We start from the raw sequence: 16,238 nt of genomic DNA, 5'->3' as shown, positions 1-16,238 counted from the left end.
ACCCCCCCCGTAAAAATGCAGTTATGACACTGCATTTTTACTGCAAGTAACTATTTATTCATGTAAAAAATGCATCTTTGAGATCAAAAAAACAGCATATCACCTAATCTAACCACTCAAAACAAAGCGTTGATTTCACAATATGAGAAACCAGCCAAAAAAAACAAGAAACGTAATATTACTGTCACACAGTCCCGATACTATGATCAGGTAAGTTGAAGCATTCCCTACAAGGTCTCCAACTTATCCCCATGAGATAGTAAAATCAGTGACAATAACGACAAAGGTGTAGTCATGACATTGCGCCAAATTAATATTCTTTGTGCCTGTGTAACACTGGCACTACTGCTAACGTTTCAATAAAAAAAGGAGAGCTGAGCTCTCCTTTTTTTATACCTTCAACATGCTTTGTCTCCTCGTCCCCGTACGACGGCTTGAAATAGTCGGGTTCCTCCCCCATAACTAATACAAAGCAATACATTATCGTTATTTTGCGCCTATACCGATGTCCAGGGAGTGAAGAAAACCATGTACAACCAACCAGCCATCGAACTGAACGAACAAAATCTCCAGCAGATCATCGATCAATCGATGCAGACACCTGTTGTGATCAGTTTCTGGGCACCTTCTATGCCAGAAACCATTGAGATCAACCAACTCCTTGAAAAAATTGTCACGTCCTATCAAGGCCAGGTATCTCTAGCCTCACTCAACTGCGAAGCCCAGCCAATGGTGGCACGTCAGTTTGGCGTTCAAAGTCTACCGACGGTTGCATTGTTCAAAGAAGGACGACCCGTCGACGGGACTGCTGGCCCACAAAATGAACAATCCCTGCGCGAAATGCTAAATAAACATCTACCAAGCCAAGAAGAGCTGGCACTGAAAGATGCCTTAGCCAAAGTCGACGCCCAGCAATACAACGAAGCCTTACCGATCCTCCGTGAACTTACTGCTGCATTTGGTCAGCATAGCGTGATCACCCTAGCAATTGCCGAGTGTCTTGTTGAAACGTCTCAGTACGATGAAGCTGCAAGCCTGCTGGACACGGTACCAATGCAGGATCAAGATGCGAAATATAAAGGATTAATGGCTAAGCTGGAATTGCATAAACAGGCCAGTGATTCGCCAGAGATCAGGCTGCTGGAAGAAAAGCTTGCAGCAGAGCCCGCAAACAGTGACATCGCGTTTGAATTGGCGGTGCAGTACAGCCAAGTAGACCGTGCCGAAGAAGCATTGGAGCTATTGATATCGCTACTACGTAAAGATTTGAATTTTGCAGATGGTCAGGCCAAGAAAACCATGATGGATATATTAGCCGCATTGGGACAAGGCAACGCTGTGGCAGGTAAATATCGTCGCCAGTTATATTCACTGCTTTACTAGTTCACCCCTAACTATTTCATTAGGCTGGGCTAACATGTCCCAGCCTTTATTTTGTCCCCACGTTACTTATCTCGGCATAACCCTTCAATAATCGGACAACACGCTCCTTCGTCACCTGGGCACTGCTTAGTCAAGGCTTCAAGTGTTTGCTTCATTTGCTGTAACTCATTAATTTTAAGATCAATTTCCAGCAACTTCTGCTCAGCCTTCATCTTTACGTCGGCACTACGACGATCCGGATCACGTGAAAATGCCAGCAATTCACGACTCTCATCCAGTGTAAAACCGACTAATCGGGAGCGTCGTATCAAATGCAGCTCATCAACATGCTTGGCATGGTATTGACGATAGCCATTAGCAGCACGACAAGGCGGTGAAATCACGCCCTTCTCTTCATAAAAACGGATGGTTTTGGTGGTTAACCCTGTCAATTGGGCTATATCGCTAATATTCATATTCACCCTTACAGTTAATGGAAGGTTTATCTCTTATTATTTGCATAACGCGCAATAATCACAAGTGAAAAAATACTTTTCACTATGATCACTACAAAAGATTGACCTTACAGCTGATGGAAGGTTTATGATGAACTATCTTCGAAATACGCATTAATGATTGAGGTAGCCCGATGGCTGAGTTAACCCTTCCTCTAGGCAAAGTTCGGTGCATGAACTGTGCCGGTAAAATTAAGCAAGCCTTATCCAGCTTGCCCGGTATCGAATCCGTGGATGTCGATACTCAGCAGGCCGTGATTCGTGGCAATGTCGAACCAACCACTGTGATAAACACCATTACCGCATTGGGCTACGACGCGGGGTACCACTATGAACTGCCTCTTTCAGGGTTGTCATGCGGTAAGTGCGTCAATAAAATCAGCAATGCACTCGCACAACAGCCGCAAGTATTCGATTATCACGTCAACAAAACCCTCTTGACCGTCACAACCACACTCGCTAAATCGGAGATCATTGCACTCGTTGAGTCGCTGGGCTATCAGGTTCCAACACTGACAACTATAGAGCTCGCACTATCAGGCCTGAGCTGTGGCCGTTGTGTTGCTAAAGTTGAACAAGCGCTATCCGATGAGCCACTCATTAGCCACTACACCGTCAGTAAAGATTCAGCAACCATCGACACCACACTGGATCCGCAATCCGTGATTGCTTGCATTAAAGCACTTGGTTTTTCAGCTAAAGTCATCACCTCAGACTGTCTTCAGGCCAAGGATGTTAATCACAATGAAGCGCCTCAGGAGCAAGACATACTGACCAAAGACACGCCAACAACACCCGAAATACCTATCCAGACCACACATAACACCAGCACCGATAGTGATGATGCCAAGCAATTTATTCTCTCCGGCATGACCTGCGCGAGCTGTGTCGCCTCTGTAGAAAAAGCCATGCGGGCGGTTCCCGGCGTGACTTCTGCCAGTGTCAACTTGGCTGAACGTACCGCGCTGGTCAATGGCAGTGCTGCTGCAGAACAAATCATCGCTGCGGTCTCTGATGCAGGTTATGGTGCTGAACTGAGTGAAGATGAACAAACTCGCCGCCAGCGCCAGCAAATTCAAAATGAGCAAACCTATCGCCAGCACATGCGTAACGCTTATATTGCGCTTGGGGCGGGTATTCCGATGATGGCTTGGGGCCTTTTCGGTGGCAGTATGATGATCGTCTCACCCACAAGCCAGATCGGCTGGGGGAGCATCGGGATCTTAACCTTAATATTACTGGTTACTGTCGGCCGCCACTTTTTTGTAAACGCTTGGAAAGCATTTAAACACCATCGCGCGACCATGGATACCTTAGTCGCTTTAGGTACTGGCGCTGCATGGCTATATTCAATGCTCGCTGTTATCGCCCCTGATTTACTACCGGCACAAGCCAGACATGTCTATTTTGAAGCCTCTGCAATGATCCTGGGTCTTATCACCCTCGGTCATGCACTGGAAGCTCGCGCTCGGAGCAGAACCTCCAAAGCGCTGGAAAAACTGATGGATCTCCAACCTCAAACGGCAGTGATTGTCGAAAATGGTGAAGAACGTGAAGTCCCGCTAGCGGATGTAAAAACGGGTATGTTGCTGCGTCTTTATCCCGGCGGTAAAGTGCCTGTCGATGGCACCATTGAGCAAGGCCAAAGCTACATCGATGAATCGATGCTAACAGGTGAGCCGATCCCGGCGAACAAACAAGTAGGTGACACTCTACACGCCGGTACTATTAACCAGAACGGCAGTTTGCTGTTTAGAGCAGAGAAAATTGGTCGTGACACCATGCTCGCACGGATCATTGATCTGGTCCGTCAGGCCCAAAGCAGCAAACCCGCGCTGGCGCGACTGGCCGATACCATCTCGTCAATTTTTGTCCCGACAGTGATGATCATTGCCGTAATGACCGCCATGATCTGGTACTACTTTGGCCCTGACCCATCCTCTGTGTATATGCTCGTCACCGCAACAACCGTGCTGATCATTGCCTGTCCTTGTGCCTTAGGGTTAGCGACACCGATGTCTGTCACCGTAGGGATTGGTCGCGCTGCTGAATATGGCGTATTGATCCGCAATGCCGAGGCACTACAAGTCGCGGCCAACATTGATACCGTGGTACTCGACAAAACTGGCACCCTGACAGAAGGTAAACCCCAACTGGTTGAACACCACAGCTACAATGATTTTTCGGATAATCAAATCCTGATGCTCGCGGCCAGTCTAGAGCAAGGGTCGGAGCATCCGCTCGCCAAAGCCATCGTCGATGCAGCCAAAGCACAATCGTTAGCATTGCTTACCACACAGACATTCGATGCCAAGCCCGGGTTTGGGATCTGCGGACAAGTTAATGGTCATACGCTGTTACTGGGTAACCGTAAATTAATGGAGCAACATGCGATCTCGATGGCAGAAGCAGAGCAAGATAGCCATACGATCAGTCAGCAAGGTGCAACGCCAATCTACATCGCCATCAATAATCAACTCGCTGGCCTCTTAGGTATTAGCGATCCCCTTCGCCACGATTCTATTGACGCGATTAAGCGCCTAAAACAAATGGGACTGAATGTGGTTATGCTAACGGGTGACATTGAAGCAACGGCTAATGCCATTGCCGCTCAAGCTGGCATTGATCATGTTATTGCAGGAGTACTTCCTGATGGTAAGGCCACTCAAGTCGCTAAGCTACAACAACAAGGCAAACGAGTCGCTATGGTCGGTGATGGGATCAACGATGCCCCTGCACTGGCGCAAGCGGAAGTAGGCATTGCGATGGGCAGCGGCAGTGATGTTGCTATTGAAAGTGCTCAGTTCACGTTGGTGCGCCATTCGCTACACGGCGTGGTTGATGCGCTGCAACTGTCTGCGGCAACATTGCGGAATATGAAGCAAAATTTATTTGGTGCTTTTGTCTACAACACCTTGGGGATCCCAATTGCCGCAGGCGTACTCTTCCCCTTTACTGGCGCATTACTTAGCCCAGTCATTGCAGGTGCAGCGATGGCGTTGTCTTCCATTACTGTCGTCAGTAATGCAAATCGCCTACGATTCTTTACTCCGGTGGGTAGCTCTCGCCAACCCACCACGCATAAGGAAGATTAATATGATTGCTCTTATTGGCCTCGCGCTTATTGGATTTATTATCTGGTGGTTCTGGTTACATCCGTCCCGCCGAACTTAATCCCTCTATTAACTGAACCGTCTGGTCATACCAACTAGACGGTTCAGGCTATTCGACTCGCCGCCAACACTCCGATATCCTATCCCGACTTCTGATCTACACTGTGGTTACCATGCTCAAATCATTACTGACCAAAGCCTTGCTATTACTTCCCTTTGTGGTGTCATATGTCAATGCCGAACCACTTGTTTGGCAAGCTAAAGATGACCAGCGACAGTTCATTTTCCTTGGTTCAATCCATGCCGGTAATACCGATCTCTACCCACTCCCCACTATTTTCCTACAGCATTGGCAACACGCGGATGCACTAGTGGTCGAAGCAAATATCCTTCAGCCGTCACGTGCGAGACTAGACCCAGAGGTTCCCAGCACCGAGTCAGTACTCTCCAAAACAGAAAAACAGGCATTAACCGCCACCGCCAAGCTCGCCGGACTATCACCATCCTCTTTATTGCAATCGCCACCTTGGCTATCAGCCATCACTTTACAAATGCATATGGCACGGCAGGCAAAACTGGATCCGGAACAAGGGATTGATATCACCCTACTCCGACGGGCAAAAGCTCAGCAGCTGCCAATTCTCGAGTTAGAAAGCATTACTCAGCAAATCCACTTGATGGAACAGCTTCCCGATCACGGTAAAGATTTACTCATGACAACTGTGACTGGCTGGGGTGAGATGGAAACACAACTCACTTGCCTATTAACAGCATGGAAAGCCGGCGACCAACAGCAGCTACTCACACTGTTCCATGACAGTCAGTATTCCAGTCATACCGATGATGCACTAATCAATAACCGCAACCATAACTGGGCCAAGCAACTAACAACTGCACCAGAGTATCAACAAGGGACATTCATGGTCGTGGTCGGGGCGATGCACCTCTTAGGCAAACAAGGCGTTCAGGCTCTATTAGCACAACAAGGATTTGATGTTAAGCCACTTACTCAAGGGCAAACGGTACGATGTGACTAGGTGTGAGGTGCGAGGTGCGAGGTGCGAGGTGCGAGGTGCGATAATTTCTCACACTTCAACTCACGACAAAATGTAATAGAAATGAACATAACAATGAATGTATTAGATAAACTCGGCGATACACAACGCGGACGTATTTATACCCTATTCGGGGTGATGATCTTAAGTTTCGACAGCCTGCTAGTGCGCCTGATCCATGGTCACGAATGGACCTTAATATTCTGGCGAGGCCTACTGCCTGCCATCGTGCTGTTCATCGTACAATGGCGGCGGGACAGGACTGTCCTCACTGAGCACTTCTTTCGCCCTGCCCTCAGTACAATACTGGTTGCACTGCTATTTTCCGCTTCCACAATCTGCTTTGTATTCTCGATTGATAATACCGAAGTCACCAGTACTCTGGTGATAGCCAATACTGCACCACTGATCACCGCGGTACTCGCCTTTTTTTGGCTCGATGAGCGACTAAATCGTTCAACGATACTTGCTATTTTAATTTCGGTTGGTGGGATCTGGCTTGTGTTTGCTTATCAACCCAATCCGGCAGAATTAAAAGGCGACGCTCTGGCCCTCGTTACTGCATTGTCAATGTCGGTATACCTCATCATGCTACGGAAAACCAAGGCACGCTACGCCACTGTATTCTTAATTTATTCAGGGTGCTTTTCCGCTGTGATCGCACTGCTAGCAGGCGCTCAGCCATTATCGTTAACGCCACTGAAAGATCTGTACATCTTTTTATTGTGTGCTGGCGTGGTGCCATTTTCTTTCTTACTTATCTCATTAGGGCCCCGCTACCTTCCCGCAGCAGAAGCCAGCCTCATATTACTGCTAGAAATTCTCTTCGGCCCCCTTTGGGTTTGGCTTATTCTGGCTGAAGCACCATCAAAACAAGTCGCTCTCGGCGCAATTATTATTGTTGTAACATTGGCTTGTCATACCCTCTGGAGCCAACGGCGAACATAAATAGTGTCAAACTGCGCTATTCACTGGCGCACCAAATTCAGCACCAATGAAAAAGCCTCAGTCTGTCGACTGAGGCTTTAATAGTGGTCGATGAAGAGGCCTCTGCTGTCCAAGGTTTTAGGAAAACCCCGACCCTCTGGTCCGCTATTCTCAAAACATGAGATGCACTACCAAACTGCGCTATTCACTGGCGCACCAAATTCAGCACCAATGAAAAAGCCTCAGTCTGTCGACTGAGGCTTTAATAGTGGTCGGTGAAGAGGCCTCTGCTGTCCAAGGTTTTAGGAAAACCCCGACCCTCTGGTCCGCTATTCTCAAAAACATGAGATGCGCTACCAAACTGCGCTATTCACCGACAATAAATAATGGTTCTAAGCAAACCACTACTTTTAATAGTGGTCGGTGAAGAGGCCTATACTGTCCAAGGTTTTGGGAAACCCCGACCCTCTGGTCCGCTATTCTCAAAAACATGAGATGCGCTACCAAATTGCGCTATTCACTGGCGCACCAAATTCAGCACCAATGAAAAAGCCTCAGTCTGTCGACTGAGGCTTTAATAGTGGTCGGTGAAGAGGGATTCGAACCCCCGACCCTCTGGTCCCAAACCAGATGCGCTACCAAACTGCGCTATTCACCGACAATAAATAATGGTTCTAAGTAAACCACTACTTTTAATAGTGGTCGGTGAAGAGGGATTCGAACCCCCGACCCTCTGGTCCCAAACCAGATGCGCTACCAAACTGCGCTATTCACCGACAATAAATAATGGTTCTAAGYAAACCACTACTTTTAATAGTGGTCGGTGAAGAGGCCTATGCTGTCCAAGGTTTTGGGAAACCCCCGACCCTCTGGTCCGCTATTCTCAAAAACATGAGATGCGCTACCAAACTGCGCTATTCACCGACAATAAATAATGATTCTAAGCAAACCACTACTTTTAATAGTGGTCGGTGAAGAGGCCTACGCTGTCCAAGGTTTTGGGAAACCCCCGACCCTCTGGTCCGCTATTCTCAAAAACATGAGATGCGCTACCAAACTGCGCTATTCACCGACAATAAATAATGATTCTAAGCAAACCACTATTTTTAATAGTGGTCGGTGAAGAGGGATTCGAACCCCCGACCCTCTGGTCCCAAACCAGATGCGCTACCAAACTGCGCTATTCACCGACGACAAGTAAAATGCTCTTTAAAGCTTCCTACTTGGCAGCAGCTCCGTCGCTGCTGAGGTCGCTTATATTACTCAGCAAATGAAATTACGCAAGGGGAAAACCCATTTTTTATGTGATATCGGATTCAACTGCTCATTGAACTAGCAGCAGTGATGAAAAAGCGATCACAAACGCCAGCACGGATACAACCCCGAAACAATTTAAACACCACACACCCAAATTGTAACAACAGAAATGTTTCATTTAGTATCTTACGGCTATTATCTCACGACCAAAGGAATATATATGAATTTTGGGATAGATCATCTCTTCGGTGCGCTGGGTTTAATAATTTCCTTTGGCAGTTACTTTGTTTACAAAGTACTGTCTGCACCTTCTTCTCACCAGAGCCATTTAGCAACATTTGTTACTTGTGCCAGGATCTAACTTGTCGGTGTTGATCCTGGATTTCTTTATTCTGTCCCCTCTCAATGCGTATAATCGAGACATGAGTCTCTAACCTTGAAACATCATGTCAGATAACGATGAATGCGATCTCTTCCGAGAGATGATGGCCGACGTCTCACCGATCAAGCAGGATAAGGTAGATGTCGTTCAAAAATACAAAATTACAAATGCACAGCTAGCACGACGCCTCGCGGCACAAACATTATCAAACCATGATTCTGAATACCTTTCCCTTGATTTCGCCAACATGCTCAAACCAGATGACATGGTCGAATTCAAACGAGATGGAGTGCAAGATGGCGTATTTAGAAAACTTCGCCTCGGTAAGTATGATATTCATGCCCGCCTTGATCTCCACCGTAAAACCTTACGAGAAGCACGTGATGAAGTACTTAACTTTCTCCGCCAATGCCAACGTATGGATATTCGTACGGTAATGATTGTTCATGGCAAAGGGGAGAAATCGAATCCACCCGCTTTGATGAAAAGTTATGTGGCAACATGGCTTGGTCAAATATCCGATGTGATGTGCTACCACTCAGCCCTTCGCCAACATGGCGGAAGCGGTGCACTGTATGTAATGCTAAAGAAAAGTCCAGAAAAGAAACTAGAAAACAGAGAACGCCACAACAAGCGCCAAAGTTAACCTTCATACAAATAAAAAAGGAGCTTAAGCTCCTTTTTTATTTAGCAACCATGAGGTAATGAAAACGACTCTAAGCCATCATCACAACACGCATTGCTAAAAGAATTAAAACAACTCCTGACAAGCGGTCAATTAACAAGGCTTTGGTTCTTAACTTATCAAGTACCCGCGGGTTGGACAGAACAATAGCAATAACGGTATACCATAAGCCGTCAACCAATAGCGGCGTCGCAACAATAATGGCCCGACTTGTGGCTTCTGTTCCCACTGCAACAAACTGGCTAAATAACGCCAAAAAAAACAATGCTAATTTAGGATTGAGTAGCGATATCATTGCCCCATCACGAGCAGCTTCCCATAAATTACTTGGTTGGCCTGCTGCTAACTTTGCCGCAACGCCACCTTTCGAACGTAAGGCATTTATCCCTAAATAAGCGAGATAGCCCGCCCCCGCGTAAGTAATAAAACTAAATAATACTGGCGATTGCTGAAGTACAATGGCCAAACCCAGTAATGTGACTAGCGCATAAATCCCAACGCCCATGGCATGAGCCCATGATGTAACTACGCCATGCAGGCGCCCTCCGGCTAGGCTATGTTTAGCCACAACAGCTAAGCTCGGCCCTGGTGACATTGCCCCCAACATACAAACCATTAATAACGAAAGCCAAATACTGAGTGTCATTACTATTTCCCTACGCTAAATGACAAATTAATACCAATTTGGATAAGTCGATGTTAAAAAACTTATGTATACCCAAGCCACATCAATATGATCTATTTAATAGTTCAGAGGTAGCTTGGGTATAGATTAATATTATTCTTTAGCCAAGTGTGAAAACTGCCCTGAGGTTAGATCTAACAAATCTTTAGGCGCTAATTCAATTTCCAAACCGCGACGACCGGCACTTACACAGATCGTTTCAAACTTCTGAGCTGAGCTATCCAAAAACGTAGGAAGTTGTTTTTTTTGACCCAGCGGGCTAATGCCACCAACAATATAGCCCGTTGTTTTTTCGGCAATATGCGGATCCGCCATATCAGCCTTCTTTCCACCCGCGGCTTTGGCTGCCGCTTTCAAATCCAGCAACCCAATCACGGGCACGATAGCGACCGCCAATTTTTTAGGGTCACCATTAAGAGAAAACAACAATGTTTTAAATATACGCTGAGGATCTTGTCCTAGTGCCTCTGCCGCCTCAAGCCCAAAATTAGTATGTGCCGGATCATGCTGATACTGATGAATGGTATGAGGTACTTTCTTTTTCTTAGCTAAGTCGATGGCAGGCGTCATAATAACTCCAATTCAATGACGAAAAGACCAATATAGCCCAACCATCTTGGAACCCCAACATAAAAAACCCCAGCAAGGCCGGGGTTTGATATCACGATTAACAGTCAATTACTGATAAACAATCTCACCATTTGGTGCAAATGCATTAACATCAATCGGACTATTCGTCTCTAAGTATTCCTTCAGTACCTCGGCATCAACAAAGCCCGTATTGACATAACCTGGGTGGCCGGAAATTTTCGGATAACCATCACCCCCCGCAGCATTGAAGCTTGGTATGGTAAAACGATATGTTTCTGTCAGGCTTAATGGCTTATCACCAATTTTGACATTACTGACTTTACCGTTTTTAACTGTCATTGAAATGCCGTAAAACTGTGCATACGCACCTGAGTCAACAGGCTTGGTGGCAACCACATTGAGATAATCAATGATCTCAGCCCCAGTCATCTCAACGTAAGTCACAATATTACCGAACGGCTGCACAGTTAGTACATCCTTATAAGTAATGTCGCCACCCGCTATCGAATCACGCACACCGCCAGAGTTCATAACGGCAAAATCAGCTTTCGCACGCTGCATATGAGATGCTGCAATTAAACGGCCTAGATTAGTTTGCTCAAAACGGACCACATCGCGATCACCTTCAAGCTTACCATTTGATTTAGCTATCTTAATGTTCAACTGATCTTGGCCGTGTTCCTGATAAGATTTCAAAAATGCGGTTACATTTGGATCCTGAGCGATCTCATCTTGAATAAATACACGCTTTTTGGTGCCATCAGCCAATTTTACTTTCTTCTTCAGGTTAACTGGGATCAGATCATAGCTGACCATTTCCAACTCACCATTTTTGAATTCAAAATCAGCTCGGCCAACGTATTTACCCCACTCATGGGCTTGAACAATCCACGTACCGTTTTGCTGATCTGGCTGACACTCGTCACCCGGTTTGAAGTTTGTATTATTCACATTCGGCCCTTCCATGCACACAGGCTCTTGTGAATGGCCGCCGACAATCATGTCTAGCTCACCAGCAGGCAAGTAACGCGCAAGCGCGACATCACCAGGAGCATTTATACCACGGTTGCCGTTTTCATAATGCCCCATATGAGTGGTAGCAATAATTACATCTGGTTTTTCTGTGGCTTTCAGCTCTGCAATGACTTTTTTCGCTTCAGCTTTAGGATCGCGAAACTCAATACCACTGATATATTCAGGATTGCCAATCTTCGCGGTATCTTCCGTTGTTAAACCAATAACTGCAATTTTGAGCCCTTGTTGTTCAAATATCTGGTAAGGCTGGAACATACGTTTTCCCGTCGCCTTATCGTAAATATTTGCTGATAGCATTGGGAACTCCGCCCACTCTTCCTGCTGACGTAGCACTTCCAATGGATTATCAAATTCATGGTTACCCAACGCCATCGCGTCATAACCCAGCATATTCATGCCTTTAAAATCTGGCTCTGCATCTTGCAGATCTGATTCTGGAACACCAGTATTAATGTCACCACCAGAGAGCAACAAACTCGTCCCCCCCTCTGCTGCTACCTCTGCTCGAAGCTGATCCAATAATGTTTTACGCGCAGCCATACCGTATTCACCATTGCCGTTATGCCAGAAACGACCGTGGTTATCATTCGTATGGAGAATCGTAAATCGATATGTTTGATCAGCCTGCCAGGATGGCTGGGCAGTTTCAGATTGGCTGGCACAGCCAGTCAGCGAGGCAAGTACCGCAGCGGCGAGTGCTGCCTTGACGAAAAAGCGTTCCTTCATGGGTGTCACCTTAACCTAGTTGTATGTATGCCGTATCATTCGGCTAAACCGGTACTAGTTTAAGTTATTTAGTTAACGCGGCCAGATGGATTACATTAATATGTCGACGAGATCACAATACATATCCCCCCATGTATCACATTGATATCACAGGTAAAAAAAAGCCTCACCAATGTAAGGCTTGAATTAATGAATTGTTACTTGCTCGCTGTATAATTTATTAGGCAGTTACAGGCTTGCGAGCCGGATGTTTAAGAAAGACGGCAATCACTGCCGATATCGCGAGGAAAAAGCAGTAATAAGAATGGCTGACCACCTCAAGCGGAGACAAAGCAAAAACCGAACCGAGCAAAAGAGCTTGTGCACCATATGGTAATAATCCTTGCACCACACAAGAGAATATATCGAGCAAACTCGCAGAGCGACGCGGTGTTACGCCATTTTCCTCAGCCAACTCACGAGCAACCCCACCCGATACGATGATGGCAACGGTATTATTGGCTGTACAGCAGTTAGTCATACTCACTAAGCCAGCAATACCTAGCTCACTGGCGCGAAGATTCTGTCCTTGAGTATGCTGTTTACTGAACACTTTAATCACTCGACTCACTAGCTGGGTTAGATAAGCTAACCCACCTTGACGACGCATTAGCTCACCCATACCACCAATTAGCATCGACAGCAGGAAAATTTCCTGCATATTGCCAAACCCCGCATAGATATCTTTTGCATACGTCGTTAAACCGTAGTCAACAGTGGCAAACAGCCCAATACCGCCAGCCAACACAATCCCCAGACTCAATACAACAAAAACATTAATACCCGAGACCGCCAACGCTAAAATCGTAATATACGGTATCACTTTCAACCATTCGATCTGTGTCGCCGCTGGCACCTCTGTGGGAGTACTGTTAAAGAGAAACAAAGCGATAGCGGCAATAGCCGCCGGTAAGGCAATACGGATATTCTCGCGGAATTTGTCTTTCATTTGACAACCTTGAGAACGAGTTGACGCAATCGTGGTATCCGAAATTATCGATAAGTTATCACCGAACATCGCCCCGCTGAGTACCACACCCGCCGTCAGTGCAACATCCATGCCCGCCGCCTGTGCTATACCCAATGCCACAGGAGCAACAGCTGCAATGGTTCCCATTGATGTCCCCATCGCCGTTGCAATAAAGGCTGAAATAACAAAGATACCAGGCAAAATCATACTCGATGGTAACATCGATAAGCCAAGATTGACTGTCGCATCGACCCCCCCCGTGGCCTTGGCAACTGATGCAAAGGCACCCGCTAACAGGTAGATCATGCACATAGCAATGATATCGTTATGGCCGACACCACGTAAAAACTGTTCAATCGCTTTGTTTAGTTTTTCTTTACTCAATAAAATAGCGATAACAATTGCAGGTAAAACAGCAACAGGAGCAGGCAGTTGGTAAAAGGCGAAATCCACCCCTTGCAGGGTTAAATAGGTTCCAACACCGATAAATAAAGAAAGGAATATTCCCAACGGGAGTAATGCCAGCGCGGATGGCGTTGGCTCAGTAACAGATTGTTGTGTTGTGTTTGGCATGATGACTACAGGACATCTATTGTTTAATTTGCACCTAGACTAAGTGTTACCTCTTGCCGAGTCAACATCTAGACGTCTAAACATCTAAAATGCATATCAACGACACGATAATCTCATTACCTCATCATTTCGCACAACCTCAATACCACCACAAGTCATACCACTATGGAATATATATACTGTATTTTATTCTTAACTGAACGACTGGGGTCAAAATAACCGGTCTCGGTTACTTTTTAACAATACCTCGGCAGATAGTGTGATTATTGTCACTTTTTCGTGCAAGCCCTAATGAATCGCTATAATATCCGCCGCACATCTCTTCTATTGTCATCGGGATCAGGACAATGTCATTATCATTAAAACAAAAACTCATTGGAGCTAGTCTCTCTGCCGTGGTCATAATGGCAACAGCATTGACTTGGCTGGCAGCCAATCAGTTATTAGAACAAACAAGCAACGGCATTTACTCCCGCGCAGAAAGTTTAGCTGATACCGCCAGTGACGGCATCACTGATTGGGTACAAATTCGACGTAGTATCGCCAGTGCCTTTAACAATCACAGCAACGCAAGCAATGTTATTCCCTATTTACAGCAAGCCCGTGAAGCCGGCGGCTTCGATGATATCTACTTCGGTAAAACGACTGGCGAAATGCTACGATCTCGTCCAGAACGTAATATGGCTGGTTACGATCCCCGCACCCGCCCTTGGTATAAAGATGCTCAACGTGCTGATCAGCAAATAATCACTACGGCTTATCGCGATGCTGTGACCAACGCCTTGTTAATCACGATTGCTGAACCCGTCATGCAAAATGGTACACTTACGGGTGTTGTTGGCGCAGACGTGCTTATCGACCAATTAATCAGTGATGTAATTAACCTTGATGCTGGCAAAAATGCTTATGCCATGTTGATTAATAAGCAAGATAGCACCTTCCTTGCCCACCCTGATGAATCACTGCTACTTCAACCTATCAGTCGTTTAAGCAACAAGCTCTCCATGCAAACGATCGAAGCTGCGGCGCATAGTAATACGATTGAAACCGTAACAATCAATGGTAAAGAAAAGCTGTTCTACTTCGAAAATGTCCCGAATACGGACTGGGTTCTTGGCCTTGAAATGGACCGCGCAACTGAAGAAGCTAGTCACACTAGCCTATTACGCCAGTTAATTATTACTGCTGTCTTAATCACCCTGCTAGTGATCGGTGCAGTTACTGTATTGGTGAACTACTTATTCCGCGATCTTACCCATGTATCAGACGCACTTGCTGAAATAGCGAATGGTGACGGTGACCTCACTCAACGCCTAGAACCTCGCAGTAATGATGAAGTTGGTCAACTGGCCCATAATTTCAACCGCTTTGTGGGGAACATGCATGCGATGGTCAACAAACTTAACGATGTATCAAACTCGCTAAGTCAACAGGCTCACATTACCGCCTCACAAGCTGAAGAACGCAGTACTCGAATCCAGCACCAGCAAGACGAGATTAATATGGTCGCCACCGCCATTAATGAAATGGCAGCAGCTACGCAGGAAATTGCCAGCAATGCTGAGAATACTGCACGCACAGCCGAGGAAACGGTAACGGCTTCTGAGCATGGTGCCGCCCAAGTTGGTCAAAGTCAGCACTCTATCACAAGCTTAGCGGGCGAAGTGGACTCAGCAACAGGGGTGATCGGAGAACTGAATACTCACGCCCAGAGCATCAACACCATTCTCTCAACCATTCAGGGTATCGCAGAGCAAACCAACCTGCTGGCATTGAATGCCGCCATTGAAGCCGCTCGTGCAGGCGAGCAAGGCCGTGGCTTTGCCGTCGTTGCTGATGAAGTTCGCGTGCTAAGTCAGCGCACTCATGCGTCAACGCAGGAGATCCAACAGATGATTGAAACCCTGCAGCAAACCACAGGCCGTGCTGTGGGCATTATGGAAGACAGTCGCCGCATTGCCGAAACCAGTGTTGATGATGCCAATGCTGCTTCTGCCAGCCTGTCACAAATTAATTGTGCCGTGACCAATATCAGTGATATGGCCACTCAAATTGCTTCTGCCGCTGAAGAGCAGTCTTCTGTCACTTCAGAGATCACCCGTAATACCGAGGGGATCCGTAATGTATCCCTAGAGCTAGCAACAGAGGCAGATGAAGCGGCTAGACAAGCCGCTGAGCTCTCTGATCTGTCTCTCCAGCTACAGCAAGAAATCAACCGCTTTAAGCTGTAGTACTAGGTACTAGGTACTAGGTACTAGGTACTAGGTACTAGGTACTAGGTACTAGGTACTAGGTACTAGGTACTAGGTACTAGGATGAAAAA

General features: G+C 46.5%; 11 protein-coding genes and 4 tRNA genes. 6 read left to right on the top strand and 9 right to left on the bottom strand.

Annotated features, from left to right (window positions below; all coding sequences use genetic code 11):
* Window positions 1–528 precede the first annotated feature (528 nt).
* Window positions 529–1,383, top strand: a complete 855-nt coding sequence (locus L4D12_RS16405; RefSeq protein ID WP_428448923.1) for a co-chaperone YbbN — start codon at window positions 529–531, stop codon at window positions 1,381–1,383.
* Between the two features lie 62 nt (window positions 1,384–1,445).
* Here L4D12_RS16405 and cueR read toward each other — a convergent pair whose 3' ends face one another.
* Window positions 1,446–1,838: a Cu(I)-responsive transcriptional regulator gene (cueR, locus tag L4D12_RS16400; RefSeq protein ID WP_428448922.1), complete on the bottom strand. Its 393-nt coding sequence runs from the start codon at window positions 1,836–1,838 to the stop codon at window positions 1,446–1,448.
* A 173-nt stretch (window positions 1,839–2,011) separates the two neighbouring features.
* Between cueR and L4D12_RS16395 the strand changes: the two genes are divergently transcribed.
* The 3 genes from L4D12_RS16395 (at window position 2,012) to L4D12_RS16385 (ending at window position 6,993) form a co-directional block, all read left to right on the top strand.
* Window positions 2,012–4,972 carry a heavy metal translocating P-type ATPase gene (locus tag L4D12_RS16395; RefSeq protein WP_428448921.1) on the top strand — a complete coding sequence of 987 codons (2,961 nt, stop codon included), beginning with the start codon at window positions 2,012–2,014 and terminating at the stop codon, window positions 4,970–4,972.
* A 191-nt stretch (window positions 4,973–5,163) separates the two neighbouring features.
* Window positions 5,164–6,027, top strand: coding sequence for a TraB/GumN family protein (locus L4D12_RS16390; protein ID WP_428448920.1), 864 nt, complete (start codon window positions 5,164–5,166; stop codon window positions 6,025–6,027).
* Window positions 6,028–6,120: 93 nt separating this feature from the next.
* Entirely contained in the window at window positions 6,121–6,993 is an 873-nt protein-coding gene (locus tag L4D12_RS16385; protein WP_428448919.1) for a DMT family transporter, read from the top strand.
* 560 nt (window positions 6,994–7,553) lie between these two features.
* Here L4D12_RS16385 and L4D12_RS16380 read toward each other — a convergent pair.
* The 4 genes from L4D12_RS16380 to L4D12_RS16365 all read right to left on the bottom strand — a co-directional run bounded on the left by L4D12_RS16380 (window position 7,554) and on the right by L4D12_RS16365 (window position 8,162).
* Window positions 7,554–7,630, bottom strand: a tRNA-Pro gene (locus tag L4D12_RS16380).
* Window positions 7,631–7,671: 41 nt separating this feature from the next.
* Window positions 7,672–7,748: transfer RNA gene (locus L4D12_RS16375), tRNA-Pro, on the bottom strand.
* A 189-nt stretch (window positions 7,749–7,937) separates the two neighbouring features.
* Window positions 7,938–8,044: transfer RNA gene (locus tag L4D12_RS16370), tRNA-OTHER, on the bottom strand.
* A gap of 41 nt (window positions 8,045–8,085) precedes the next feature.
* A tRNA-Pro gene (locus L4D12_RS16365) sits at window positions 8,086–8,162 on the bottom strand.
* A gap of 513 nt (window positions 8,163–8,675) precedes the next feature.
* Between L4D12_RS16365 and smrA the strand changes: the two genes are divergently transcribed.
* Window positions 8,676–9,257, top strand: coding sequence for a DNA endonuclease SmrA (gene smrA, locus L4D12_RS16360; RefSeq protein WP_428448918.1), 582 nt, complete (start codon window positions 8,676–8,678; stop codon window positions 9,255–9,257).
* A 70-nt stretch (window positions 9,258–9,327) separates the two neighbouring features.
* Here the strand turns inward: smrA and L4D12_RS16355 are convergent, their stop codons facing one another.
* The 4 genes from L4D12_RS16355 to L4D12_RS16340 all read right to left on the bottom strand — a co-directional run bounded on the left by L4D12_RS16355 (window position 9,328) and on the right by L4D12_RS16340 (window position 13,915).
* Window positions 9,328–9,942 carry a LysE family translocator gene (locus tag L4D12_RS16355; RefSeq protein WP_428448917.1) on the bottom strand — a complete coding sequence of 205 codons (615 nt, stop codon included), beginning with the start codon at window positions 9,940–9,942 and terminating at the stop codon, window positions 9,328–9,330.
* Between the two features lie 132 nt (window positions 9,943–10,074).
* Window positions 10,075–10,551, bottom strand: coding sequence for a Cys-tRNA(Pro) deacylase (gene ybaK / locus L4D12_RS16350; protein ID WP_428448916.1), 477 nt, complete (start codon window positions 10,549–10,551; stop codon window positions 10,075–10,077).
* Between the two features lie 108 nt (window positions 10,552–10,659).
* Window positions 10,660–12,333: a bifunctional UDP-sugar hydrolase/5'-nucleotidase UshA gene (gene ushA, locus L4D12_RS16345; protein WP_428448915.1), complete on the bottom strand. Its 1,674-nt coding sequence runs from the start codon at window positions 12,331–12,333 to the stop codon at window positions 10,660–10,662.
* A gap of 220 nt (window positions 12,334–12,553) precedes the next feature.
* Entirely contained in the window at window positions 12,554–13,915 is a 1,362-nt protein-coding gene (locus tag L4D12_RS16340) for a Na+/H+ antiporter NhaC family protein (protein ID WP_428448914.1), read from the bottom strand.
* A gap of 347 nt (window positions 13,916–14,262) precedes the next feature.
* Between L4D12_RS16340 and L4D12_RS16335 the strand changes: the two genes are divergently transcribed.
* Complete coding sequence (locus tag L4D12_RS16335; RefSeq protein WP_428448913.1) at window positions 14,263–16,146, top strand: methyl-accepting chemotaxis protein; 1,884 nt, start codon at window positions 14,263–14,265, stop codon at window positions 16,144–16,146.
* The last annotated feature ends 92 nt before the right edge of the window (window positions 16,147–16,238 follow it).

This window comes from Photobacterium nomapromontoriensis (assembly GCF_050336815.1).
Classification (GTDB): domain Bacteria; phylum Pseudomonadota; class Gammaproteobacteria; order Enterobacterales; family Vibrionaceae; genus Photobacterium; species Photobacterium nomapromontoriensis.
This window is presented reverse-complemented; position numbering and strand designations above follow the sequence as displayed.